Below are 22,778 nucleotides of genomic sequence, written 5' to 3' on the forward strand. Positions count from 1 at the left end.
ATGTGGTTCCGCTGGAAACATGTCCGCGGGCATCGCCGTGTCCGTCGCGAAGGAGCGCGTCATGATCATCGTCACCGGGGCCACCGGGAAGCTCGGCCGCCTGGTCGTCGAGAAGCTGCTCGACCGCATGCCGGCCGCGGAGGTCGGCGTCAGCGTCCGAGATCCGCGCAAGGCGCGGGACCTCGCCGATCGGGGTGTGCGCGTACGGCAGGGCAGCTTCACCGACCCGGGAAGCCTGGCCCACGCCTTCGAGGGCGCCACGCAGGTGCTGCTGATCTCCGTCGACAAGATGGGCGAGGAGTGCGTGAAGCAGCACCGCACCGGCGTCGAAGCCGCGGTCACGGCCGGCGCCCGCCGCGTCCTCTACACCGGCCACGCGGGCGGGGGCTCCGCGTCCCGCTTTCAGGCGTGCCGTGACCACGCGGCGACCGAGGAGATCCTGCGCACCTCGGGCGTGCCGTACACGGTGCTGCGCAACGGCTTCTACGCCTCCAGCGCCCTGGACTTCCTCGCGCCCGGTCTGGATTCGGGACGGGTCGCGCTCCCGGCGGACGGCCCGGTGAGCTGGACCGCGCATGCCGACCTGGCCGAGGCGACGGCGGTGATCCTGGCCGACGAGGGTCGCTTCGAGGGCGCCACCCCGTCGCTGACAGGACCCGAGGCGCTGACGTTCGACGACCTGGCCCGCATCGCCACGGAGGTGACGGGCCGCACGGTCACCAGGGAGGTCGCCCCCGACGAGGAGTTCCGCGCGGGACTGACGCGGAAGGGAGTGCCGGACGAACTGGCCGGTCAGTTGCTGGGCATCTTCGAGGCGAGCAGGGCGGGGGAGTTCGCGGCGGTCGGTCCGACGCTGGCGGAGCTGATAGGCCGGGAGCCGGTCGGGGTGGCGGCACAGCTGCGGGAGCGGGTGGCGCGCGGCTGAGGTTTCGCGGGGTGCGTCAGCCGGCGCGGCGGAGGCCGTCGACCAGCACTGCGGCGAGCCGGCGGGCGTCGTAGTCCGGGTCGTTCTCCGCGCCGATGCAGAGGTTGCCCACGCCGCGCATGAGGGTGAGGGCGGGGATGTCCTCGCGGATCTCGCCGGCTGCCTTGGCGGCGTCGAGCAGCTGGGTGCAGACGGGGACCAGGCGGTCGAGGAAGTACGCGTGCAGGCCCTCGAAGCCCGACTGGTCGGAGCGCAGGACGGCCGCGAGGCCGTGCTTGGTGACCAGGAAGTCGACGAACAGGTCGATCCACTGCCGCAGGGCGTCGTGCGGGGTCGGGGCGGAGTCCAGGAGGGCCGGGCCGGCCTCGGCGCAGGCCTCCACCTGGTGCCGGTAGACGGCGATGATCAGGTCCGCGCGGGTCGGGAAGTGCCGGTAGAGGGTGCCCAGGCCGACGCCGGCCCGGGAGGCGATGTCACGCACCGGGGCCTCCACGCCGGACGTCACGAAGACCGCTGCGGCCGCTTCCAGCAGCGTCTCCTTGTTGCGCCGGGCGTCCTTGCGCCGTGACGCGGTGTCGCCCGTGTCGCCGTCCTTCTGGTTCACCGTGCCTTTTCCTCCGTCTCCCGCATGCCTCCGCATGGTCTCACGGGTACCCAAGGAGGCTCCCGCACGGCCGAGTTACCCTCCCGGCTAGCGAAACGGAACATTGTTCCGTATCGTTGAGGTCATAGCGGAACGCTGTTCCGTTTCCATACCCATGAGGAGACCAAGGCATGCAGTACCGCACTCTCGGCCGAACCGGCGTCCAGGTCAGCACCCTCGCGCTGGGCGCGATGAACTTCGGCGCCATCGGGCGCACCACGCAGGAGGAGGCCACCGCCGTCGTCGACGCGGCCCTGGAGGCCGGCGTCAACGTCATCGACACCGCGGACTGGTACGGCGAGGGCGAGTCGGAGGAGATCGTCGGCAAGGCCATCGCCGGCCGGCGCGACGACATCGTGCTGGCCACGAAGGCGACCATGCCGATGGGCGAGCGCAACCGCCAGGGCGGCTCGCGCCGCTGGATCTACACCGCCCTCGACGACAGCCTGCGCCGCCTCGGCGTCGACCACGTCGACCTGTACCAGATGCACCGCTGGGACCCGACGACCAGCGACGAGGAGACCCTGTCGGCGCTCACCGACCTCCAGCGGGCGGGCAAGATCCGCTACTTCGGCTCCTCGACGTTCCCCGCGTACCGCATCGTGCAGGCGCAGTGGGCCGCCCGCGAGCACCGGCTGAGCCGCTACGTGACCGAGCAGCCCAGCTACTCGATGCTGCAGCGCGGCATCGAGGCCCATGTCCTGCCGGTGACGGAGGAGTACGGCATGGGCGTGCTGGCGTGGTCCCCGCTGGCCTCGGGCTGGCTGTCGGGCGCGGTGCGCAAGGGCCGGGACGTCGCCACCCACCGCTCAGGGGTCCTGCCGGAGCGCTTCGACCCCTCGCTGCCGCACAACCAGGCCCGGTACGACGCGGTGGAGCGGCTGATCAAGGTGGCCGACGAGGCCGGGCTCACCCTGATCCAGCTGGCGCTCGGCTTCGTCAACGCGCACCCCGCGGTGACGGCCGCGCTGATCGGCCCGCGCACGGTGGAGCACCTCCGGTCGCAGCTCGCCGCCGCGGACACCGTGCTGTCGGCCGACGTCCTCGACGCGATCGACGAGATCGTCGCCCCGGGGGCCGACCTGGCCCCCGGCGAGAAGTTCGACGCCCCGCCCGCGCTGCTCGACGCCTCGCTGCGCCGCCGCCGCTGACCATCGCCACCCGACACGGAAAGGAGGCCTCGGCCATGCCCGACACGACACCCCCGCCCGCCCGCCCCGGGCGCCCCAGCTTCGGCGTCATGACCGCGCCCCTGCAGGTCGGTTACGACGACCTCGTCCGCGTCTGGCGCGAGGCGGACGAGGTCCCGGAGATCGAGCACGCCTGGGTGCTCGACCATCTCATGCCGATCTGGGGTGATCCGGAGGGGCCGGCGTTCGAGGGCTGGACTCTGCTGTCGGCGCTCGCGGCGCAGACGCGGCGGCTGCGGCTGGGCGTGATGGTCACCAGCAACCGGTTCCGGCCGCCCGCCCTGCTCGCGAAGATCGCGACCACCGTCGACATCGTCTCGGGCGGGCGGCTCGACTTCGGCATAGGCGTCGGCTCGCGCCCGCATCCGCCCGAGGCGTGGCGGGAGTACCCGGCGCACGGGCTGCCGTTCCACGACCCGGCGCAGGCGATGGCGAGCCTCGCCGAGGCCTGCGTGCTGATCAAGCGGCTGTGGACGGAGGAGAAGCCGTTCGACTTCCGCGGCGAGCATCACCGGCTGACAGGGGCGTTCGGCAACCCGAAGCCGGTGCAGCGCCCGCACCCGCCGATCCTCGTCGGCGGCCGGTCGGCGGCGACGTTGCGCGTGGCCGCCGAGCATGCCGACCTGTGGAACGCGCCGGGCGGTGACATCGCGGACGGGGTCCGACGCGGCGCCCTGCTGGACCGGTACTGCGCCGATATCGGTCGCGACCCGGCGTCGATCGTCCGGTCGATCCACCTCCCGGTCGACACCGGCCGGCCCGACGCCGTACGGAGCGCCGTGGGGGAGGCGCTGGAGGCGGGATTCCGGCACATCGTGCTCGGGCTGCCGGCGCCGTTCCCCGAGGGCATCGCCCGGTGGGTGGCGGAGGAGGTGATCCGTCCGTCGGCGGGGTGAGCGCGGCGCGAAAACCCCGTGCGTGCACGGGTATTGACGCGCCGCTCGGCAGGGCCGTACCGTCCGCCCAATCCCTAATGTTTCGACTCTGTCTTCGAAACATTCGAGAACGACGACGGGAATGAGAGCCCCCGCATGAGACCCCTTCGTTTCGCCACCGTGGCCGTCGCCACCGCAGCACTGGCCCTGCCGCTCCTGGGCGGTTCGGCGTCGGCCGCCTCCTCGGCCGGCCCCAAGGCGCCGCCGCACTCCCACGCCTCCCACGACCGGCTGCGCGCGGCCGCGCCCGAAGGTTTCGTGATCGGTACGGCGGTGGCGGGCGGCGGCCACCACCTGGAGCAGGACTACCCGGACCCCTTCACGTACGACAAGGAGTACCGGAAGGTCCTGGGGCGGGAGTTCAGCTCGGTCTCGCCCGAGAACCAGATGAAGTGGGACTACATCCACCCCGAGCGTGACCGCTACGACTTCGGGCAGGCGGACGCGATCGTCGAGTTCGCCCGCAAGCACGGCCAGGTGGTGCGCGGGCACACGCTGTTGTGGCACAGCCAGAACCCGGCGTGGCTGGAGAACGGCGACTTCACCAAGGAGGAGCTGCGCGGCATCCTGCGCGAGCACATCACCAAGGTGGTCGGCCGGTACAAGGGCAAGATCCAGCAGTGGGACGTGGCGAACGAGATCTTCGACGACCAGGGCAACCTGCGCACGCAGGACAACATCTGGATCCGTGAGCTCGGCCCGGGTGTCGTCGCGGACGCGTTCCGCTGGGCGCACAAGGCGGACCCGAAGGCGAAGCTGTTCTTCAACGACTACAACGTCGAGAGCGTCAACGCGAAGAGCGACGCGTACTACGCGCTGCTGAAGGACCTGCGCGCGCAGCGGGTGCCGGTGCACGGCTTCTCCGTCCAGGGCCACCTGAGCACGCGCTACGGCTTCCCCGGCGACCTCGCCGACAACCTGCGCCGCTTCGACGCGCTGGGCCTGGAGACGGCGGTCACCGAGCTGGACGTCCGCATGGACGTGCCGGAGGGGTCCCGGCCGACCCCGGCGCAGGAGAAGCAGCAGGCGGAGTACTACCAGCGGATGCTGCAGGCGTGCCTGGACGTCGACGGCTGCAACTCGTTCACCATCTGGGGCTTCACCGACAAGTACTCGTGGGTCCCGGTGTTCTTCGAGGGCGAGGGCTTCGCGACGGTCATGACGGACGACTTCGGCCGCAAGCCGGCGTACTACGCCCTGCGCGACACCCTGAAGGACGCCCGCGAGCACGACTGCGGGAAGGGCGGCCCGAAGGGCCCGAAGGGCCCTAAGCACTGAGCAGCCCGACGCACCGCCCCGGCCCGGTCGCCCGTCACCGGTCCGGGGCGGTGGTGCTGTGAGCTTCCGCGTCATAACCCCGGGTAGGTGATCTGGAGGGTGTATACGCGCTCGCTGCGTACGACGATCCGGTAGATGAACATTCCGCCGCGCACGGTGATGTCACCGCCCGTCGGGTCCAGTTCGGCGTGGGCCCGACCGTGCACGTACTGCGCCTCGGCGGCTCTGACCAGCTCCGCGGCCTTGTGGTCCACCTCGGCGATGAACGCGGTGCGGTGCGGGCGGCTTCCTCAGCTCCGAAGGCGCACTCCCACGCCCAGCTCAATCGCGTACCGTTTTCATGGCCTCGTCCAGAATCGCGGTCAGCTCGCGCAACGCTTCCTCGGCCGTCTCGGGATCCTCGTGCTCGAGGTAGCTCTTGGCGCGGGCGTACGGGGCGTACGGGGCGTACCGGGCGGCGAGGTCGGGGCGGCGGGCGATCTCGATGTCGCGGGCCCAGGTGAGTACCCAGCCGCGCACGGGGCTGAGCGACTTCCACTCCACGGCCTTGGCGGAGGCCTCGTCCTTGGTCCGCTGGTACATCAGCGGCCGCGGGGTCCGGTGACGCCGTCACCGTGGGGAGACCCGCGCGCTGATGTACCAGCGGACCGTTTCCTCCGTCGCCACGGTGAGGCGGAATTTTCCGGCGGAGGTCGCTCCCCATCCGTTCATGATGATCGTCTGGTGGAGGTTGGAGCACCGGACGTCGAAGCCGCCGTTGTCGACGGTGACCGTGAGGTCGGTCGGTTTCGACTGGGACAGACAGTGCACCGTGATGCGGAGTTCGCCCTTCGGCAGGTTGGTCGTCGTGGCGCCTTTCCAGGGACCGCGGCGGGGGCCTTCGGCGAGGACTTCCTTCTCGCCGAGGTCCGCTTCCGGGGCGGTGAGGGGTTCCTGGGGCGGTGGCTCCACGGTGGACTGGGACGCGTCCGGGACCGGGGGCACGTACGCCTCGCCGCCGCCCGTGCAGGAGGTCAGCAGCGTGGAGAGCGTCAGCGCTGCCGCCGCGGTGAAAGCCGTACGGCTCGTACGCATCGAAGTTCCGTTCCCCCGAAGATCAGTTGTCTGTCGTGATCGTCCACGACTTGTCCAGTGCTGTCCAAGCTGTCCGGCTCGTTGGCAGGGGGAGGTGCCGGTGTGTGCGGTGCCGCGGACGACACGGAGGGGTGGTGCGGGATGGCGGTGGACGGTGAGGTCGTACGGGGTGTGGGGGAGGCCGACGAGCCCGGGTGGGAGGTGGATCCGGACGACGAGTGGGGCGTCGCCGTCATCACCACCGTGGGGCGGCAGTTGAAGCTGCGGCGCGAGGCCGTGGAGATGCGGGTGTGCGACTTCGCCCGTGCCGTGGGCTATGGGGAGGACCTCGTCTACAAGGTCGAGGCGGGCAAGCGGATTCCCCGGCGGGAGTATCTGGAGCGGGCCGACGAGGTGTTGGGCGCGGGTGGACTGCTCGCGGCGGCCTGGGGGGACGTCAGGCGCGTTCGTTATCCCAAGAGCGTCCGGGCTCTCACCGAACTGGAGGCCAAGTGCGTCGAGTTGGGCGTGTACGTCGGGCTGAGCATTCATGGCCTGCTGCAGACGCCCGAGCACGCGCGCGCCCTGTTCGACGCCTGGCAGCCGCCGTACACCGAGGAGGAGGCCGAGAGTCTGGTCGCGGCCCGGATGGCACGTAAGGCGATCTTCGAGCGGTGCCCCGCCCCGGCCCTCAGTTTCGTCCTGGAAGAGACGACCGTTCGTCGGCCGGTCGGAGGGACAATGGTGTGGCGTCAGCAGCTCGAACACCTGCTGGAGGTGGCCCAGTTGCGCAATGTGACGCTCCAGGTGATGCCCACGGGCGCCGGGGCGCACCCCGGACTGAACGGCAGAATCGAGGTCATGAAGTTCGCCGACGGCACGGCCGCGGGCCGGTCCGACGGCGCGTTCAACGGCCGGCCGACCTTCGATCCGAAGCAGCTGCGGATTCTGGACCTGCGCTATGGGACGATCCGGGCGCTGGCTCTCACGCCGCGTGAGTCGCTGGACCGCATCGAGCACATGCTGGGAGAGACATGATCCGCAAGGCTTCCGCCGGGGACGTTTCCGAACTGGTCTGGTTCAAGAGCAGCTACAGCGACGGGCCGGACGGCAATTCGTGCGTCGAGATCGCCATAGCCCCCCGCACCGTCCACGTCCGTGACTCCAAGACCCCCGCCGGCCCGCGCCTCGCCCTCACGCCCGCCGCGTGGACCCGCTTCCTCACGTACGCCGCCGACCGCTGACGCGACCTGCATCACGTCCATACTTCGTACGCGGCGTCCAGATAGCGGACATTCCGGTGGCCCCTCTTGGTATCCGCGAAACACAGGAGTAACACTGGAAGGGTCGGGCGACCTGTCGTATACGGAACTGGCGTACGAACGGTGCGGCCGACGTCCCGCGCGCGGCAACGGCGCCGAGCGCTCCCCTCCGGTTGCCCGTGCATGGCGTCACGGTGTCCATGCGCCCGCGACCGGGTCGCCCGCCGTGCCCAGAAAGGGACCCCGTGACCCCCGTGTCCTCACGCCCCGACCCGAAGATGTCGCTCGACCAGATCCGCGCCGAGATCGAGCGGCGCAACCCGGCCGAGCCGGAGTTCCACCAGGCCGCGCGTGAGGTGCTGGAGACGCTCGCACCCGTACTGGCCGCCCGGCCGGAGTACGCCGACCCGGGTCTCGTGGAGCGGCTGATCGAGCCCGAGCGGCAGATCATCTTCCGGGTGCCGTGGACGGACGACAACGGCCGCGTCCACGTCAACCGGGGCTTCCGCGTCGAGTTCAACAGCGCCCTCGGCCCGTACAAGGGCGGCCTGCGCTTCCACCCCTCGGTGAACCTCGGCATCATCAAGTTCCTCGGCTTCGAGCAGATCTTCAAGAACGCGCTCACCGGGCTCGGCATCGGCGGCGGCAAGGGCGGCAGCGACTTCGACCCGCAGGGCCGCAGCGACGCCGAGGTCATGCGGTTCTGCCAGTCGTTCATGACGGAGCTGTACCGGCACATCGGCGAGTACACCGACATCCCCGCCGGTGACATCGGCGTCGGCGCCCGCGAGATCGGCTACCTCTTCGGCCAGTACCGGCGCATCACCAACCGCTGGGAGGGCGGTGTCCTCACCGGCAAGGCGGCCGGCTGGGGCGGCTCGCTGATCCGCCCAGAGGCGACCGGCTACGGCAACGTGCTGTTCGCCGAGGCCATGCTGCGCGCCCGCGGCGAGGAGCTGGCCGGGCAGACGGCCGTCGTCTCCGGCTCCGGCAACGTGGCTATCTACACGATCCAGAAGCTCACCGCCCTCGGCGCCACCCCCGTCACCTGCTCCGACTCCGGCGGCTACGTCGTCGACGAGAAGGGCATCGACCTGGACCTGCTGCGCCAGATCAAGGAGGTCGAGCGGGGCCGGGTGAGCACGTACGCCGAGCGCCGCGGCGCCTCCGCGCGGTACGTGCCCGGCGGGCGCGTCTGGGAGGTCCCCGCGGACGTCGCCCTGCCGTCGGCCACGCAGAACGAGCTGAACGCCGACGACGCCGCCACGCTGATCCGTAACGGCGTGAAGGCGGTCTCCGAGGGCGCGAACATGCCCACCACCCCCGACGCCGTCGACCTGCTCCAGCAGGCCGGCGTCGCCTTCGGCCCCGGCAAGGCGGCCAACGCGGGCGGTGTCGCGGTCAGCGCGCTGGAGATGACGCAGAACGCGTCGCGCATGTCCTGGAAGGCCGACCACGTCGAGGCCGAGCTGGCCCGCATCATGACCGACATCCACACCACCTGCGCGGAGACCGCCGAGCGCTACGGCCTCCCCGGTGACTACGTCGCCGGCGCGAACATCGCCGGGTTCGAGCGGGTCGCGGACGCGATGCTGGCGCAGGGCATCATCTGATTCATCTGAGGCGTACGTCGTACGGGGCCGGGGGCATCGCGCCCTCGGCCCCCTCCGCGTTCAGGGCGTGGGGATGCCCGCCGGGCGGGCCGGGCGGCCGAAGCGGGCGGGGACGCCCGGCGAGTACAGCACGCTGACCGGCCCGGCCGTCGGCGTGGGCAGCCCCGCCGCCGCGACCAGGTCCTCCTCGCACTGCAGCAACTCCGCCCGGTACAGCGGCCAGCGCGGATGGGCGTTCGGCAGGTACATCGGCCGCCCGAAGAACACGCCGTGCATGCCCCAGCGGGCGGTGAGGAAGTGCTCCAGCTCCGTCGGCTCCTCGACCGCCTCGCCCCGCCGCACGGTGAGCCGCGTCCCCGCGCCGCGCGGGCCCGGCCAGCGGCGGGACGCGGTGTACGTGGCGGTGCGCTCGTCGTCGTGCCGTACGCGCATCCGGGACCAGACGTACGGCATCCCGAAGCCGAGGCGGCCGACCAGCACCGGGATCAGCCGGGAGGCGTCCAGGGACAGGAACACCACCCCGCGCCGTCCGTGGCCGTCGACGGAGTACAGGCGGACGTTGGTCTCCGGGAAGTTCCCCAGGTACGGCACGCCCGGCAGCCGCAGCCAGCCCACCCGGTGCATCCGGAACGCGACGAGACCGACGTACGTCACGCCGTCGAACGTGTCGGGCACGGCGCCCGGCGGCAGCAGCCCCGCCACGTCGGCCGGGTCCACCGCCCAGTGCACGAACGTCAGGTCCAGCCAGGACTGCGTGAGCAGCGGACGCGCGATCGCGTCCGGCGGGTCGGGCGTCACGGGCTGCGGGGTGGACGGCACGGTGCCAGTATCGCGGAGTGCGCGTACCCCATATGGCCCTGGTCGGGTCCCGGGGCGCTCGGCGACGCTGGACGCATGGAGAAGCTCTCGCTCGACGCCCTCGTCCGCACCCACCTGGAGCAGGCCGCCACCGCCTCCAGCGGCCGCAGCGCGACCACCGTCTACGGCGGCCACGAGCACACCCTGCGCCAGACCCTCCTCGCCCTGACCGCCGGAACGGAGCTCGCCGAGCACGACAGCCCTGGCGAGGCCACCCTCCACGTTCTGCGCGGCCGCGTCCGCCTCACCAGCGGCGACGTGGACTGGGAGGGCCGCACCGGCGACCTCCTCGTCATCCCGGACGCCCGGCACGGGCTGGAGGCGCTGGAGGACGCGGCGGTGTTGCTGACGGTGGCGAAAAAGGGCTGACGTCGGTGACCTTCGACGACTGACGGGCCCGCGCTCCATGCGGTGACGGCGCGATGGCACGATGTCGGCACGCCATCGACCGAAGGGGGACGCCGGCGACATGGCCCGTTACATGGAAGCGCTGACCGTCGAGCGGGGCGGTTTCCGGATCAAGGTGCCGGAGAGCTGGTGGGAGTTCGACGTACGGCCGGATTCGCGGGACGACTCGATCCACCGCATGGTGACCGAACGCCTGCGCGCCCACCCCGAACTGGCCCCGCACCGCGACACGTACATCACCTTCCTGCGCAAGGCGGCGGCGGACGCCTGGAAGTCGGGCGCGCTGTACTGCGGCTGCATGGCGGAGACCTTCGGCGGCGATACCCCGATCACCGGCTCGGTCACGGTGTCCCTGGTCGGCGGCCGCACCAGCAAGGGCGACCCGCTCCCCACCGACCCGGAAGCGGTCATCGCGCAGCTCGCGGTCAAGGAGGCCCGGCGGGAGGGCGACTCCTGGCGCAAGGTGACCACCGTCGACATCCCGGGCGTCGGCCCGGCGGCCCGGACGTACGGCATCGAGGACGTGCCGGTACCGGGCGACGAACTGGGCCGCACGATACGGGCGGTCCTGATGCAGACGTTCATCCCGGTGCCGGGCCAGGAGGGCAAGGTCGCCCTGGTCGCGGGCAGCAGCCAGGTCCTGGACCTCGCGGAGTCCTTCTTCGACATCTTCGACGCGATCACGTCGACGTTCCGGTTCGCGGACTGAGCGGGAGTGACGCGGGCGTGACGCGGTCGTGGGACTGGGCGACGGGGGAGGGCCTGCTGGGTCTCGACGACCTGGGGGAGTGGGACGCGGCGTTCGAGCGGGGTGAGCGGAACCTGGGCACGGCGGCGATCGGCCTCGCCTTCAACTGCCCCTTGGAGGACGCCTCCCCGCGCATCGTCCGCGCGACGCAGCTTCCGGACACCGACCAGCGGGGCTTCGCCTTCACGGCGGTGGGCACGGCGGCGCGGCTGAACGGGGCACTGACGCCAGAGCTGTACGAGGTGCTGCGGGCGGCGGACCGGGGCCGCAGGAGCATCGCGGTGAACGCGTCGGCGACATGATGACCTTCGTGCCCTTCCGGGATCTACCGCCGTGGTTGAAGCGGTGGAAGGCCGTGTCGGCGGTGCTGAACAAACTGGAGGCCTGGCGCCTGAGGATTGCCTACGCGGCGGAGGACGCCTGGCGGGCCCTGCGCGGCCGGCGTTCATGAACCAGCTGAACTGGAGAACCAGCTGAACCGGCTGTGACGCGACAGCACGGCCTTCCCGTCGAACTGCTGTGCCCGGTAAGTTCACGTGTGCATACGGGTGTTGGCGATGTGCGCGTGACGGGGGTTGCGGGATGGTGGGTCACCGGCCGAGTGATTGGCATGTTCTCGACCTGGACAAGGACCCGACGCCCGGTGACCCGGAGCGGGTGCGCAAGCTTGCGAGGTTTCTGCACGACTTCGCCGATGACGTCTCCGAGGCGTTGCGTCTGGTGAAGGGGATGGCCGGTGAGGGGACGCTGGCGGAGTGGGCCGGCAAGTCGGCGAAGGTGTTCAAGGAGGAGTTCTCCGGCGTTCCGAAGAATTTGAGGAAGCTGGAGAAGTCGTACGCGATGTGCGGGGACGCGCTCGCGGACTACTGGCCGAAGCTGGAGCGGGCGCAGGCGCTGGCGGACAAGGCTTTGGCGAAGGCGCGGGAGGCGCAGGCGGATCTGTCGTCGGCGAAGTCGAAGCTGGCGTCGGCTCAGTCGTGGGTGGGGCGGGCGACGAAGGAGGCCGACAAGTACAAGGACGACCCGACGGGGTCGAAGTCGGACGCGGACAAGCCCGACGAGGCGAAGGTGCGGGCCGCGACCCGGGACGTGCAGAGCGCCAAGAGCGCGCACACGAAGGCGCAGTCGGACGTCACGTCCGCGCAGAACGCGCTGGACGCGGCGAAGAAGATGGCCGCGGACGCGCGGAAGATGCGTGAGGAGGCGGCACGGGGCGCGAAGTCGAAGATCGACGAGGCCTCCGACGCGGGGATCCAGAACCGGTCGTGGTGGGAGGAGATCGGCGACTGGTTCACCGACAACTGGGACAACATCGTCGCAGCCTGCAAGATCGTGGTCGCGGTCGTCGGCATCGTCGCGATGATCATCGGCGGGCCCATCCTCGGCGCGATCGTCCTCATCGCGGCCCTCGTCGTGCTCGCCGACACACTTTACAAATACTCCAAAGGCCAGGCGTCCCTGTGGGACGTGGGGTTGGCCGCGCTGGACTGCATACCCGGCATGAAGGGCCTGACCACCCTCGGCGGACTCGCCAAGGGTCTCAAGGCACTCGGCAAGACCGGCCTCAAAGGCATGGCTGTTGGGGTCAAGGGACTCGGCCCGCGCCTCAAGGGCCTGGGCCGTCAGATGAAGAATCTCTTCACCTGTGGCGACCCTATCGACATGGCCACCGGCCAGATGGTCATGTCGATCGAGGACTTCTCCTTGCCGGGTGTGCTTCCCCTGGTGGTCGGACGCAGCCACAGAACCGGAGTCAGAGCCGGACGCTGGTTCGGCCCGGGCTGGACGACCGGTTTTGATCAGCGTCTGCTGCTGGACGACGACAGCGTCCGCTTCGTCAGCGCCGACGGGACCGTGCTCCATTACGCGGTCCCGGAACCGGGCGAGCCGATGCGACCGCTGGTGGGACCCGACTGGTCGCTCAGCTGGAGCGGTGCGCCGGACGCCGGGATGACGGTATCCCAGTCCGAGACCGGCGTGACACTGTACTTCCGGCGTATGCCCGGTGGCCGTGCGGCGGAGCTCCCGCTCGTCGCGGTGAAGGATCGCAACGGCAACACCGTGGAGCTGCTCCGCGACGCGGACGGCACACCGCGTGAGTTGGTGCATCACAGTGGATACCGCCTCGGCGTCACCACCACGTCGGGGCGGGTGACGGGCCTTTCCCTGCTCAGCGCTCCCGGCAGGCCGCAGCTTCTGTCGTACGAGTACGACGGTCGTGGCCGCCTCGCCGGAGTGATCGACTCCTCGGGCACCGCGCAGCGGTACAGCTACGACGACCAGGACCGGATCACAGGCTGGCAGAGCCGGAACGGGTACTGGTATCGCTACACCTACGACAGTGCCGGGCGCTGCGTCCGAACGACCGGCGACGGCGGCGTGCTCGCGTACACCTACGCGTACGACGAGGAGACGCGTACCAGTGTGGCGACGGACTCGCTCGGCCACTCGGTCACGTACACGTTCAACGGGGACTACCTGCCCCTCCGGGAAACCAACCCGTTGGGGCATGTGGTCACCCGGAACTGGGACGAGGACGGGCGTCTCGTCACGCTCGTCGACCCGCTCGGCCGCGCCACCGGCTTCGGCCACGACGCCCGCGGCCACGTCACACACATCACCCGTCCCGACGGCGGAGTGGTGCGCAGGGAGTACGACGGACACGGCCGTGTGACGAAGGTGGTGCAACCGGACGGCAGCACCTGGGAGTCGGCCTACGACGACAGGGGCAACCGTGTCGCGGTCGTCGATCCGCTGGGCGGCACCACGTCCTTCACGTTCGATCGCAACGGAGCGCTCACCGGCATCATTGACGCTCTGGGCGTCCGCCAGCGCACTTTCGTCAACAATGACGCGGGTCTTGTCGTCGGACAGACGGACTCGCTGGGTGCCACCAGTACGTTCGTACGCGACGCGTGGGGCCGCATCATCGAACTCACCGACACGTTCGGGCAGACCACCCGGGTCGGCTGGACCACGGAAGGGCGCATCTCCTGGCGTCACCTTCCCGACGGGACGTCGGAGCACTGGTCCTACGACCCCGAGGGCAATCCGCTGGAGTACCGCTCCTCGGAAGGCCGTCGCACGAGCTACGCGAACACCCACTTCGACCTCTGCACGCTGAGGGAGAGCGAGGACGGGAGCCTCGAGCGCTACGAGTACGACACCGAACTGAGGCTGCGGCGCGTCACCAACGCTGTCGGCCAGGGCTGGACCTACCGGTACGACGGCGCCGGAAGGATCACCTCGGAGACGGACTACAACGGCCGTACGCTCACCTACCGTTATGACGCCGCGGGACAACTGGTCGAGCGGATCAACGGAGCCGGCGAGACCACGCGCTTCCGTCACGACGTGCTCGGCAACGTCGTCGCCATGGAGACGGACGGCAGTACCACGACCTACGAATACGACCTGCTGGGCCGACTGACCCGGGCCCGCAGCGGGGATGTTGAACTCACCCGGGAGCACGACGCCGCCGGCCGGCTGCTGGCCGAGTCCTGGAACGGCCGGGAAGTACGGTCCGAGTACGACATCGCCGGACGCCGTACCCGCCGCAGGACCCCCAGCGGCGCCACGACCAGTTGGACGTACGACCCCCAGCGGCGTTCGACGCTGCAGGGCATCGGCGACCACGAGGTCGCATTCCACTACGACGTCGTCGGCCGCGAGATCGAGCGGGTCCTCGGCGAGGCCACCCGCGTGACGCATGAGTGGGACCAGGCCCGGCTGCGCACGACCCAGAGAGTGGTGACCAGCGGCGGGGAGATCAGGAAGCGCGTCTTCCAGCACCGGGCGGACGGCCTGATGACGTCGGTGACGGACGGCGCCCGTGGCGAGCGGGTCTTCGAGTTCGACCGTGCGGGGCGAGTCACAACCGCACGGGGCGGGGCCGGACGCGACGAGGACTACCGGTACGACGCCTTGGGCAACCTCACCGCGTTCAGCACCTCGGCGCGGTTGGGTGACGAGGAGAACGGGCTCGGTGACCGGACGTACTCGGGCACCGTCATCGAACGGGCGGGCCGCACGTTCTACCGGCACGACGGGCAGGGACGGGTCGTCCGCCGGGTGACCAAGCTGCTCTCCGGCGGCAGACGTGAGTGGCGCTACGTCTGGAACGCCGAGGACCAGCTGACGGATGTGATGACTCCGGACGGTCGCCACTGGCACTACGTCTACGATCCCGTCGGCCGCCGGATCGCGAAGCAGCTGCTCGCCGGGGACGGTACGACGGTCCTGGAGCAGGTGTCCTTCTTCTGGGACGGGGACGACCTGGCGGAGCAGACGGACGGGGCGGTCAGCCTGTCGTGGGACTGGGCCGGCGGGCAGGTCCCGATCAGCCAGCGGGTACGCGGGACCGGCCCGATCGGGCCGGACACTCCGCAGGACCGGATCGACGAGCGCTTCTACGCGATCATCACCGACCTTCTGGGCACTCCCACGGAACTGGTGGACGCCGAGGGGGACGTGGTCTGGACGCAGTCGACCACGCTGTGGGGCGTGCGCGTCGCGGCGTCCGGAGGCAGCGGCATCGAGTGCCCGCTGCGGTTCCCGGGCCAGTACTTCGACGTGGAAACCGGGCTGCACTACAACCATCACCGCTATTACGAGCCCGGCACGGCACGCTATCTGAGCCCGGACCCCCTCGGCCGTACGCCGGCGCCGAACCACTACGCGTACGTCAAGAATCCACTGCAGTGGAAGGATCCACTCGGGCTGAAAGCCCCGTGCACGGTAGATTTGTACCATGGCACGTTCGGAAGCGCTGCCGACAACATCATCGCCAATGGAATCAACCCCAACATCTCGCCTCGAGAAATGGATTTCGGATTCGGTGGATTCTATGTGACGAACGACCCGCGGCAGGCTTTGGACTGGGCGCACCGGCTGGCGAAGAAGAACAACGACGTTCCGGCTGTCCTGCACTTCCGAGTGCCCAAGAGTGAGCTGGACAAGCTGAACAGTAAAATCTTCGACGGTCCGAGTGATGAACTTTCCGACTTCATCCGGCGGCACCGTCTGGACCGTACCGGTGCCGACATGCACAGCTACGAGATGGTCGAAGGGCCCATGCTCCGGAACGTGGGGCCCTTCAAGAAGGGGGCGGACGGCGTTTTCAACGGACACCAGATAGCGATCTATTCCGATCGTGCTGCCCAACTGTTCGACAATTCCCTACTGCGGAGACTGGGTCCATGACGAGGACGGAAGAGTTCCTCACGGAACTCGACGAAGGAATGCTTCAGTATTTTCGGGAGATCGCCGACGAATTGGTCGGTCGATTCGGTATGTCCCGGGCCGAGGCGGTTGCGCGTATCAACGCGGCATACGAAGGGGCGGACATCGAGCCGTATCCGGACCTCATGTGCCATGAAGAGCCGGACTACTGGGCGTACGGCCTCTACTTCCTGCCAAAGGATGGGAGAAGCCCGCACAGCGGGTCCGTCGGGGACCTCGAGGAGTGGGAAACGCGGCCGGCCCCGCCGAGGGACTCACACGTCTGGACGCTCGCCGAGTGAACGCGCCGGGGTCGGAGTCCCCGGTCCGGACAGTGTCTGCTCCGGTCGGCAGCATTGCGGAGGCCGGCGTCCTTCACGATGCCCGGGTCCGGGCGCTGGTGTTTGACGCCGGTCACCACGGGGGTACTCTCTTCCGCTCGATTGGCCAGCCCCCCGCCCTCTGTGGCAGACTGTCCGAGTTGCTCGGTCGAGTGTTGATGCTGCGCGCCTCCCGCCGGGAGGACCGGAAGCGAGTCCCACAGTACTCGTCGTCCCTGATCAGGGGCGGACGTACGGGAATCTTCCGGGAAGTGTGGTGCGGCGCCGGCCAGGCGCCCGGTGGGCCTTTCGCCCCCGGTCCGCGGTTCTGGTAGGGCCGTGTCAATCCCGTAGGGATGTCCGAACAAGGGACATCTGTGTCAGCGGGAGAGCGACACGCCCGACCGCGTGGGTCGGAGGTGAGGGGAAGCCGCTCCGGGTTCCAGAGCGTAATGAGAGACAGGACTACGAAGTAGCCATGGCGGGACAGAAGATCCGCATCCGGCTCAAGGCCTACGACCACGAGGTCATCGACTCTTCGGCGAAGAAGATCGTCGAGACGGTGACGCGCACTGGTGCGTCGGTCGCAGGCCCGGTGCCGCTGCCCACTGAGAAGAACGTGTACTGCGTCATCAAGTCGCCGCACAAGTACAAGGACTCGCGCGAGCACTTCGAGATGCGCACGCACAAGCGCCTGATCGACATCCTCGACCCGACCCCCAAGACCGTTGACTCTCTGATGCGACTCGACCTCCCGGCCGGTGTCGACATCGAGATCAAGCTCTGAGGCCGGTGATCTGAAGAGATGGCAAAGCAGATCAAGGGCATCCTGGGCGAGAAGCTCGGCATGACGCAGGTGTGGGACGCGAACAACCGCGTCGTCCCGGTCACCGTCGTCAAGGCCGGCCCCAATGTCGTCACCCAGGTCCGCACGAACGACGTCGACGGCTACGAGTCCGTCCAGATCGCCTTCGGCGAGATCGACCCGCGCAAGGTGAACAAGCCCCTCAAGGGTCACTTCGCCAAGGCCGACGTCACCCCCCGTCGTCACCTCGTCGAGATCCGCACGTCGGACGCCTCCGAGTACACGCTGGGCCAGGAGATCACCGCTGAGGTGTTCGAGGCCGGCGTGAAGGTCGACGTGACCGGCAAGAGCAAGGGCAAGGGCTTCGCCGGTGTCATGAAGCGCCACAACTTCCGTGGCCTCGGCGCCGGACACGGCACCCAGCGCAAGCACCGCTCGCCCGGTTCCATCGGTGGCTGCGCCACCCCGGGCCGTGTGTTCAAGGGCCTCCGCATGGCGGGTCGCATGGGCAACGAGCGGGTCACCACCCAGAACCTGACCGTCCACGCCGTTGACGCGGAGAAGGGTCTGCTGCTCATCAAGGGCGCGGTTCCCGGTCCGAACGGCGGCCTCGTCCTGGTCCGCACCGCGGCCAAGGGGGCCTGAGGTAACCGATGAGCACTGTTGACATCCTTTCGCCGGCGGGCGACAAGGCCGGTACCGTCGAGCTCCCCGCGGAGATCTTCGACGTCGAGAAGGTCAGCGTTCCGCTGATCCACCAGGTCGTCGTCGCACAGCTGGCCGCTGCCCGCCAGGGCACGCACAAGACGAAGACCCGTGGCGAGGTCCGTGGTGGCGGCAAGAAGCCGTACCGCCAGAAGGGCACCGGCCGCGCCCGTCAGGGCTCGACCCGCGCGCCGCAGTTCGCCGGTGGTGGCGTCGTGCACGGTCCCGTGCCGCGCGACTACTCGCAGCGCACGCCCAAGAAGATGAAGGCTGCCGCCCTGCGTCACGCCCTCACCGACCGGGCGCGCCACAACCGCATCCACGTCGTCACCGGCGTGGTCGAGGGTGAGACCCCGTCCACCAAGGCCGCCAAGTCGCTGTTCGGCAAGATCTCGGAGCGCAAGAACCTGCTCCTGGTCGTCGACCGCGCCGACGAGGCCGCGTGGCTGTCCGCCCGCAACCTGCCCCAGGTCCACATCCTGGAGCCGGGCCAGCTGAACACGTACGACGTTCTCGTCTCGGACGACGTGGTCTTCACCAAGGCCGCTTTCGAGTCCTTCGTCGCCGGCCCGAACAAGGCCAACGACAACGAAGGGAGCGAGGTCTGATGGCTGCCCGTCACCCCTCGATCGCCTCGAAGGCCGCCAAGGCGGCCAAGGCTGCGCGCGTCGCCAAGGCGCGTCGCCACGAGGCCGAAGGCAAGAACACCGTCGTCACCCCGGCGAGCAAGGCGTACACGGACCCCCGTGACGTCCTGCTGAAGCCGGTCGTGTCCGAGAAGAGCTACGCGCTCATCGACGAGAACAAGTACACGTTCCTCGTCGACCCGCGTGCCAACAAGACCCAGATCAAGGAGGCCGTCCAGGCGGTCTTCGAGGTCAAGGTCACCGGGGTCAACACGATCAACCGCGTGGGCAAGCGCAAGCGCACCCGCACCGGCTTCGGCCAGCGTGCCGCCACCAAGCGCGCGATCGTGACCCTCGCCGAGGGCGACCGTATCGACATCTTCGGCGGTCCGACCGCGTAAGCGGTCAGGATCGTTCGATATCGGACGAGGACTGAGAAATGGGTATCCGCAAGTACAAGCCGACGACTCCGGGCCGTCGTGGCTCCAGCGTCGCCGACTTCGTCGAGGTCACGCGGTCCACGCCGGAGAAGTCGCTGGTCCGTCCCCTGCACAGCAAGGGCGGCCGTAACAATTCCGGTCGTGTGACCGTCCGCCACCAGGGCGGTGGCCACAAGCGCGCCTACCGAGTGATCGACTTCCGTCGTCACGACAAGGACGGCGTGCCGGCGAAGGTCGCGCACATCGAGTACGACCCCAACCGCACCGCGCGCATCGCGCTGCTGCACTACGCGGACGGCGAGAAGCGCTACATCCTCGCGCCGCGTGGCCTGTCGCAGGGCGACCGCGTCGAGAACGGTCCCGGGGCCGACATCAAGCCGGGCAACAACCTTGCCCTGCGCAACATCCCGGTCGGTACGACGCTGCACGCCATCGAGCTGCGTCCCGGCGGCGGCGCCAAGTTCGCCCGCTCCGCCGGCGCCTCGGTGCAGCTGCTCGCGAAGGAGGGCACCATGGCCCACCTCCGCATGCCCTCCGGCGAGATCCGCCTGGTCGACCAGCGCTGCCGCGCCACGGTCGGCGAGGTCGGCAACGCCGAGCAGAGCAACATCAACTGGGGCAAGGCGGGCCGCAAGCGGTGGCTGGGCGTCCGCCCGACCGTCCGCGGTGTCGTCATGAACCCGGTGGACCACCCGCACGGTGGTGGTGAGGGCCGGACCTCCGGTGGCCGTCACCCCGTGTCCCCCTGGGGCAAGAAGGAAGGCCGTACTCGTTCGCCCAAGAAGGCGTCGAACAAGTACATCGTCCGCCGCCGCAAGACGAACAAGAAGCGCTAAGGACGGGTTGAGATGCCTCGTAGCTTGAAGAAGGGACCCTTCGTCGACGACCACCTGATCAAGAAGGTGGACGCGCAGAACGAAGCCGGTACCAAGAACGTCATCAAGACCTGGTCCCGTCGCTCGATGATCGTCCCGGCGATGCTGGGCCACACGATCGCGGTGCACAACGGCAAGACCCACATCCCGGTGTTTGTCACCGAGTCGATGGTCGGCCACAAGCTCGGCGAGTTCTCGCCGACCCGCACCTTCCGGGGCCACGTCAAGGACGACCGGAAGTCGAAGCGCCGCTAGTCGGCGGGGTGCAATCGACCATGACAGACACTGAAGGGACAACCATGGAAGCCAGGGCCCAGGCGCGGTACATCCGCGTCACGCCCATGAAGGCCCGCCGCGTGGTGGACCTCATCCGTGGCATGGACGCCACGGAGGCTCAGGCGGTCCTGCGTTTCGCCCCGCAGGCCGCGAGCGTGCCGGTGGGCAAGGTGCTGGACAGCGCCATTGCCAACGCCGCGCACAACTACGACCACACCGACGTCGACAGCCTCTTCATTTCCGAGGCCTACGTCGACGAGGGCCCGACCCTGAAGCGGTTCCGTCCGCGCGCCCAGGGCCGCGCCTACCGGATCCGCAAGCGGACCAGCCACATCACCGTGGTCGTCAGCAGCAAGGAAGGAACCCGGTAATGGGCCAGAAGGTTAACCCGCACGGGTTCCGGCTCGGTGTCACGACCGACTTCAAGTCGCGTTGGTACGCCGACAAGCTGTACAAGGACTACGTCAAGGAAGACGTCGCCATCCGTCGGATGATGACGTCCGGCATGGAGCGCGCCGGCATCTCCAAGGTCGAGATCGAGCGCACCCGTGACCGTGTGCGTGTGGACATCCACACCGCGCGTCCGGGCATCGTGATCGGCCGCCGTGGCGCCGAGGCCGACCGCATCCGCGGTGACCTCGAGAAGCTCACCGGCAAGCAGGTCCAGCTGAACATCCTCGAGGTCAAGAACCCCGAGACGGACGCTCAGCTGGTCGCGCAGGCCGTCGCCGAGCAGCTCTCCTCCCGCGTCTCCTTCCGCCGCGCCATGCGTAAGAGCATGCAGTCGGCGATGAAGGCGGGCGCCAAGGGCATCAAGATCCAGTGCGGTGGCCGCCTCGGCGGCGCCGAGATGTCCCGCTCGGAGTTCTACCGCGAGGGCCGTGTGCCCCTGCACACGCTCCGCGCGAACGTGGACTACGGCTTCTTCGAGGCCAAGACGACCTTCGGCCGCATCGGTGTGAAGGTCTGGATCTACAAGGGCGACGTCAAGAACATCGCCGAGGTCCGCGCCGAGAACGCCGCTGCCCGCGCCGGCAACCGCCCGGCCCGTGGTGGTGCAGACCGCCCGGCCCGTGGTGGCCGCGGTGGCGAGCGTGGCGGTCGCGGTCGCAAGCCGCAGCAGGCTCCCGCTGCCGAGGCCCCCAAGGCCGAGGCTCCGGCGGCCGCTCCGGCTGAGAGCACCGGAACGGAGGCCTGACCGAAATGCTGATCCCCCGTAGGGTCAAGCACCGCAAGCAGCACCACCCGAAGCGCAACGGCATGTCGAAGGGTGGCACGCAGGTTGCGTTCGGCGAGTACGGCATCCAGGCGCTCACCCCGGCGTACGTGACGAACCGCCAGATCGAAGCGGCTCGTATCGCCATGACCCGCCACATCAAGCGTGGCGGCAAGGTCTGGATCAACATCTACCCGGACCGCCCCCTCACCAAGAAGCCGGCCGAGACCCGCATGGGTTCCGGTAAGGGTTCCCCGGAGTGGTGGGTGGCCAACGTCAAGCCCGGACGCGTCATGTTCGAGCTGTCGTACCCCAACGAGAAGATCGCGCGCGAGGCCCTGACCCGTGCGGCTCACAAGCTGCCGATGAAGTGCAAGATCGTCAAGCGCGAGGCAGGTGAAGCGTGATGTCGGCCGGTACCAAGGCGTCAGAGCTGCGCGAGCTGGGCAACGAGGAGCTTCTGGCGAAGCTCCGCGAGGCCAAGGAAGAGCTGTTCAACCTCCGCTTCCAGGCGGCCACGGGTCAGCTCGAGAACCACGGTCGGCTCAAGGCCGTCCGCAAGGACATCGCGCGGATCTACACCCTGATGCGTGAGCGCGAGCTGGGCATCGAGACGGTGGAGAGCGCATGAGCGAGAACAACGTGACTGAAGAGACGAAGGCCGCCCGCGGTTTCCGCAAGACCCGTGAGGGTCTGGTCGTCAGCGACAAGATGGACAAGACCGTCGTCGTCGCTGTCGAGGACCGCGTGAAGCACGCGCTGTACGGCAAGGTCATCCGCCGTACGAACAAGCTCAAGGCGCACGACGAGCAGAACGCCGCGGGTGTCGGCGACCGCGTCCTCCTCATGGAGACCCGGCCGCTGTCCGCGACGAAGCGCTGGCGCGTCGTCGAGATCCTCGAGAAGGCCAAGTAATTCCTGCGGGGCAAACCCCGCAGGACAGTTCCGCCAGGCTCCGGGAGCCGCTCCGCTGAGCGGCTCCCGGGGAACCGGCAGACATTCAGGAGATAGACGTGATCCAGCAGGAGTCGCGACTGCGTGTCGCCGACAACACGGGTGCGAAGGAGATCCTCTGCATCCGTGTGCTCGGTGGCTCCGGTCGCCGCTACGCGGGTATCGGTGACGTCATCGTCGCCACCGTCAAGGACGCGATCCCCGGTGGCAACGTGAAGAAGGGTGACGTCGTCAAGGCGGTCATCGTTCGCACCGTCAAGGAGCGCCGCCGTCCGGACGGCTCGTACATCCGCTTCGACGAGAACGCCGCCGTCATTCTCAAGAACGACGGCGACCCTCGTGGCACCCGTATCTTCGGCCCCGTGGGCCGTGAGCTGCGCGAGAAGAAGTTCATGAAGATCATCTCCCTCGCGCCGGAGGTGCTGTGA

At 69.1% G+C, this 22,778-nt stretch carries 28 protein-coding genes and 1 pseudogene; 24 read left to right on the top strand and 5 right to left on the bottom strand.

Annotated features, from left to right (window positions below; all coding sequences use genetic code 11):
• Nucleotides 1-61: 61 nt before the first annotated feature.
• A complete protein-coding gene (locus tag AY578_RS19590) occupies nt 62-925 on the top strand; it encodes an SDR family oxidoreductase (RefSeq protein ID WP_026243876.1) in 864 nt (287 codons plus the stop codon).
• Between the two features lie 16 nt (nt 926-941).
• On the opposite strand, the gene AY578_RS19595 is transcribed toward AY578_RS19590, so the two are convergent.
• On the bottom strand, nt 942-1,529 hold the full coding sequence (locus AY578_RS19595) for a TetR/AcrR family transcriptional regulator (protein WP_136238175.1): 588 nt from the start codon (nt 1,527-1,529) through the stop codon (nt 942-944).
• Nucleotides 1,530-1,699: 170 nt separating this feature from the next.
• Here AY578_RS19595 and AY578_RS19600 point away from each other — a divergent pair, with 170 nt between their 5' ends.
• From AY578_RS19600 to AY578_RS19610, 3 genes are all read left to right on the top strand, one after another.
• Entirely contained in the window at nt 1,700-2,719 is a 1,020-nt protein-coding gene (locus tag AY578_RS19600) for an aldo/keto reductase (protein ID WP_028960072.1), read from the top strand.
• Nucleotides 2,720-2,754: 35 nt separating this feature from the next.
• Nucleotides 2,755-3,654 (top strand): LLM class flavin-dependent oxidoreductase, encoded by a 900-nt coding sequence (locus AY578_RS19605; protein ID WP_019525209.1) that lies wholly within the window; start codon nt 2,755-2,757, stop codon nt 3,652-3,654.
• A 135-nt stretch (nt 3,655-3,789) separates the two neighbouring features.
• Nucleotides 3,790-4,971 (top strand): endo-1,4-beta-xylanase, encoded by a 1,182-nt coding sequence (locus AY578_RS19610; protein ID WP_026243875.1) that lies wholly within the window; start codon nt 3,790-3,792, stop codon nt 4,969-4,971.
• Nucleotides 4,972-5,042: 71 nt separating this feature from the next.
• Here the strand turns inward: AY578_RS19610 and AY578_RS19615 are convergent, their stop codons facing one another.
• The 3 genes and pseudogenes from AY578_RS19615 to AY578_RS33875 all read right to left on the bottom strand — a co-directional run bounded on the left by AY578_RS19615 (nt 5,043) and on the right by AY578_RS33875 (nt 6,045).
• Nucleotides 5,043-5,225 (bottom strand): hypothetical protein, encoded by a 183-nt coding sequence (locus tag AY578_RS19615; RefSeq protein WP_019525207.1) that lies wholly within the window; start codon nt 5,223-5,225, stop codon nt 5,043-5,045.
• Between the two features lie 67 nt (nt 5,226-5,292).
• Nucleotides 5,293-5,547, bottom strand: a pseudogene (locus AY578_RS19620) (hypothetical protein); the annotation flags it as partial.
• A 33-nt stretch (nt 5,548-5,580) separates the two neighbouring features.
• Complete coding sequence (locus tag AY578_RS33875; protein ID WP_019525205.1) at nt 5,581-6,045, bottom strand: hypothetical protein; 465 nt, start codon at nt 6,043-6,045, stop codon at nt 5,581-5,583.
• 141 nt (nt 6,046-6,186) lie between these two features.
• On the opposite strand from AY578_RS33875, the gene AY578_RS19625 reads away from it, so the two are divergent.
• The 3 genes from AY578_RS19625 (at nt 6,187) to gdhA (ending at nt 8,899) form a co-directional block, all read left to right on the top strand.
• A complete protein-coding gene (locus AY578_RS19625) occupies nt 6,187-7,062 on the top strand; it encodes a helix-turn-helix domain-containing protein (protein WP_161230974.1) in 876 nt (291 codons plus the stop codon).
• Complete coding sequence (locus AY578_RS19630) at nt 7,059-7,268, top strand: DUF397 domain-containing protein (protein WP_019525203.1); 210 nt, start codon at nt 7,059-7,061, stop codon at nt 7,266-7,268. The genes AY578_RS19625 and AY578_RS19630 overlap by 4 nt, the downstream gene beginning before the upstream one ends.
• 296 nt (nt 7,269-7,564) lie before the next feature.
• Nucleotides 7,565-8,899, top strand: coding sequence for an NADP-specific glutamate dehydrogenase (gene gdhA / locus AY578_RS19635; RefSeq protein WP_205526448.1), 1,335 nt, complete (start codon nt 7,565-7,567; stop codon nt 8,897-8,899).
• Between the two features lie 60 nt (nt 8,900-8,959).
• Here gdhA and AY578_RS19640 read toward each other — a convergent pair whose 3' ends face one another.
• Nucleotides 8,960-9,718: a YqjF family protein gene (locus AY578_RS19640; protein WP_028960073.1), complete on the bottom strand. Its 759-nt coding sequence runs from the start codon at nt 9,716-9,718 to the stop codon at nt 8,960-8,962.
• Nucleotides 9,719-9,793: 75 nt separating this feature from the next.
• Between AY578_RS19640 and AY578_RS19645 the strand changes: the two genes are divergently transcribed.
• The 17 genes from AY578_RS19645 (at nt 9,794) to rplN (ending at nt 22,778) form a co-directional block, all read left to right on the top strand.
• A complete protein-coding gene (locus AY578_RS19645; protein WP_028960074.1) occupies nt 9,794-10,126 on the top strand; it encodes a cupin domain-containing protein in 333 nt (110 codons plus the stop codon).
• A gap of 100 nt (nt 10,127-10,226) precedes the next feature.
• Nucleotides 10,227-10,874 (top strand): hypothetical protein, encoded by a 648-nt coding sequence (locus AY578_RS19650; RefSeq protein WP_215048397.1) that lies wholly within the window; start codon nt 10,227-10,229, stop codon nt 10,872-10,874.
• A gap of 17 nt (nt 10,875-10,891) precedes the next feature.
• The gene (locus tag AY578_RS19655) at nt 10,892-11,215 is read left to right on the top strand and encodes a hypothetical protein (protein ID WP_258903269.1); all 324 of its coding nucleotides are present in this window, start codon (nt 10,892-10,894) and stop codon (nt 11,213-11,215) included.
• Between the two features lie 280 nt (nt 11,216-11,495).
• Nucleotides 11,496-16,115 (top strand): RHS repeat-associated core domain-containing protein, encoded by a 4,620-nt coding sequence (locus AY578_RS19660; RefSeq protein WP_258903271.1) that lies wholly within the window; start codon nt 11,496-11,498, stop codon nt 16,113-16,115.
• Nucleotides 16,112-16,435, top strand: a complete 324-nt coding sequence (locus AY578_RS19665; protein ID WP_019526945.1) for a hypothetical protein — start codon at nt 16,112-16,114, stop codon at nt 16,433-16,435. The genes AY578_RS19660 and AY578_RS19665 overlap by 4 nt, the downstream gene beginning before the upstream one ends.
• Nucleotides 16,436-16,931: 496 nt before the next feature.
• Complete coding sequence (gene rpsJ, locus AY578_RS19670; protein ID WP_003948644.1) at nt 16,932-17,240, top strand: 30S ribosomal protein S10; 309 nt, start codon at nt 16,932-16,934, stop codon at nt 17,238-17,240.
• A gap of 18 nt (nt 17,241-17,258) precedes the next feature.
• The gene (gene rplC, locus AY578_RS19675; RefSeq protein WP_019526946.1) at nt 17,259-17,903 is read left to right on the top strand and encodes a 50S ribosomal protein L3; all 645 of its coding nucleotides are present in this window, start codon (nt 17,259-17,261) and stop codon (nt 17,901-17,903) included.
• Nucleotides 17,904-17,911: 8 nt separating this feature from the next.
• Complete coding sequence (gene rplD / locus AY578_RS19680) at nt 17,912-18,571, top strand: 50S ribosomal protein L4 (RefSeq protein ID WP_019526947.1); 660 nt, start codon at nt 17,912-17,914, stop codon at nt 18,569-18,571.
• Entirely contained in the window at nt 18,571-18,990 is a 420-nt protein-coding gene (gene rplW / locus AY578_RS19685; protein WP_006130779.1) for a 50S ribosomal protein L23, read from the top strand. The genes rplD and rplW overlap by 1 nt, the downstream gene beginning before the upstream one ends.
• A 38-nt stretch (nt 18,991-19,028) precedes the next feature.
• Nucleotides 19,029-19,865, top strand: a complete 837-nt coding sequence (gene rplB / locus AY578_RS19690) for a 50S ribosomal protein L2 (protein WP_093767505.1) — start codon at nt 19,029-19,031, stop codon at nt 19,863-19,865.
• A 12-nt stretch (nt 19,866-19,877) separates the two neighbouring features.
• The gene (gene rpsS, locus AY578_RS19695) at nt 19,878-20,159 is read left to right on the top strand and encodes a 30S ribosomal protein S19 (RefSeq protein WP_010036728.1); all 282 of its coding nucleotides are present in this window, start codon (nt 19,878-19,880) and stop codon (nt 20,157-20,159) included.
• 44 nt (nt 20,160-20,203) lie between these two features.
• Nucleotides 20,204-20,551: a 50S ribosomal protein L22 gene (gene rplV, locus AY578_RS19700; RefSeq protein ID WP_006130776.1), complete on the top strand. Its 348-nt coding sequence runs from the start codon at nt 20,204-20,206 to the stop codon at nt 20,549-20,551.
• Nucleotides 20,551-21,378, top strand: coding sequence for a 30S ribosomal protein S3 (rpsC, locus tag AY578_RS19705; RefSeq protein WP_004927271.1), 828 nt, complete (start codon nt 20,551-20,553; stop codon nt 21,376-21,378). The genes rplV and rpsC overlap by 1 nt, the downstream gene beginning before the upstream one ends.
• 5 nt (nt 21,379-21,383) lie before the next feature.
• Complete coding sequence (gene rplP / locus AY578_RS19710) at nt 21,384-21,803, top strand: 50S ribosomal protein L16 (protein WP_004984526.1); 420 nt, start codon at nt 21,384-21,386, stop codon at nt 21,801-21,803.
• The gene (gene rpmC / locus AY578_RS19715) at nt 21,803-22,027 is read left to right on the top strand and encodes a 50S ribosomal protein L29 (protein ID WP_003974259.1); all 225 of its coding nucleotides are present in this window, start codon (nt 21,803-21,805) and stop codon (nt 22,025-22,027) included. Before rplP ends, rpmC begins: the two co-directional genes overlap by 1 nt.
• Nucleotides 22,024-22,311, top strand: coding sequence for a 30S ribosomal protein S17 (gene rpsQ / locus AY578_RS19720; protein WP_019526950.1), 288 nt, complete (start codon nt 22,024-22,026; stop codon nt 22,309-22,311). The genes rpmC and rpsQ overlap by 4 nt, the downstream gene beginning before the upstream one ends.
• Nucleotides 22,312-22,409: 98 nt before the next feature.
• On the top strand, nt 22,410-22,778 hold the full coding sequence (rplN, locus tag AY578_RS19725) for a 50S ribosomal protein L14 (protein WP_003998823.1): 369 nt from the start codon (nt 22,410-22,412) through the stop codon (nt 22,776-22,778).

It is taken from the genome of Streptomyces thermocarboxydus (assembly GCF_024760485.1).
In the GTDB taxonomy this organism is placed as follows: Bacteria; Actinomycetota; Actinomycetes; order Streptomycetales; family Streptomycetaceae; genus Streptomyces; species Streptomyces cellulosae.

Bases quoted from the DNA above. Each gene is read 5' to 3' on its own strand.
- AY578_RS19625 (WP_161230974.1), top strand. From the start codon at position 6,187: ATGGCGGTGGACGGTGAGGTCGTACGGGGTGTGGGGGAGGCCGACGAG.
- rpsQ (WP_019526950.1), top strand. From the start codon at position 22,024: ATGAGCGAGAACAACGTGACTGAAGAGACGAAGGCCGCCCGCGGTTTC.
- rpmC (WP_003974259.1), top strand. From the start codon at position 21,803: ATGTCGGCCGGTACCAAGGCGTCAGAGCTGCGCGAGCTGGGCAACGAG.
- rplD (WP_019526947.1), top strand. From the start codon at position 17,912: ATGAGCACTGTTGACATCCTTTCGCCGGCGGGCGACAAGGCCGGTACC.
- rpsJ (WP_003948644.1), top strand. From the start codon at position 16,932: ATGGCGGGACAGAAGATCCGCATCCGGCTCAAGGCCTACGACCACGAG.
- AY578_RS19660 (WP_258903271.1), top strand. From the start codon at position 11,496: ATGGTGGGTCACCGGCCGAGTGATTGGCATGTTCTCGACCTGGACAAG.
- AY578_RS19590 (WP_026243876.1), top strand. From the start codon at position 62: ATGATCATCGTCACCGGGGCCACCGGGAAGCTCGGCCGCCTGGTCGTC.
- AY578_RS19605 (WP_019525209.1), top strand. From the start codon at position 2,755: ATGCCCGACACGACACCCCCGCCCGCCCGCCCCGGGCGCCCCAGCTTC.
- gdhA (WP_205526448.1), top strand. From the start codon at position 7,565: ATGTCGCTCGACCAGATCCGCGCCGAGATCGAGCGGCGCAACCCGGCC.
- rpsC (WP_004927271.1), top strand. From the start codon at position 20,551: ATGGGCCAGAAGGTTAACCCGCACGGGTTCCGGCTCGGTGTCACGACC.
- rplB (WP_093767505.1), top strand. From the start codon at position 19,029: ATGGGTATCCGCAAGTACAAGCCGACGACTCCGGGCCGTCGTGGCTCC.
- AY578_RS33875 (WP_019525205.1), bottom strand. From the start codon at position 6,045: ATGCGTACGAGCCGTACGGCTTTCACCGCGGCGGCAGCGCTGACGCTC.
- AY578_RS19630 (WP_019525203.1), top strand. From the start codon at position 7,059: ATGATCCGCAAGGCTTCCGCCGGGGACGTTTCCGAACTGGTCTGGTTC.
- rplW (WP_006130779.1), top strand. From the start codon at position 18,571: ATGGCTGCCCGTCACCCCTCGATCGCCTCGAAGGCCGCCAAGGCGGCC.
- rplP (WP_004984526.1), top strand. From the start codon at position 21,384: ATGCTGATCCCCCGTAGGGTCAAGCACCGCAAGCAGCACCACCCGAAG.
- rplV (WP_006130776.1), top strand. From the start codon at position 20,204: ATGGAAGCCAGGGCCCAGGCGCGGTACATCCGCGTCACGCCCATGAAG.
- AY578_RS19645 (WP_028960074.1), top strand. From the start codon at position 9,794: ATGGAGAAGCTCTCGCTCGACGCCCTCGTCCGCACCCACCTGGAGCAG.
- AY578_RS19650 (WP_215048397.1), top strand. From the start codon at position 10,227: ATGGCCCGTTACATGGAAGCGCTGACCGTCGAGCGGGGCGGTTTCCGG.
- rpsS (WP_010036728.1), top strand. From the start codon at position 19,878: ATGCCTCGTAGCTTGAAGAAGGGACCCTTCGTCGACGACCACCTGATC.
- AY578_RS19665 (WP_019526945.1), top strand. From the start codon at position 16,112: ATGACGAGGACGGAAGAGTTCCTCACGGAACTCGACGAAGGAATGCTT.
- AY578_RS19610 (WP_026243875.1), top strand. From the start codon at position 3,790: ATGAGACCCCTTCGTTTCGCCACCGTGGCCGTCGCCACCGCAGCACTG.
- AY578_RS19600 (WP_028960072.1), top strand. From the start codon at position 1,700: ATGCAGTACCGCACTCTCGGCCGAACCGGCGTCCAGGTCAGCACCCTC.
- rplC (WP_019526946.1), top strand. From the start codon at position 17,259: ATGGCAAAGCAGATCAAGGGCATCCTGGGCGAGAAGCTCGGCATGACG.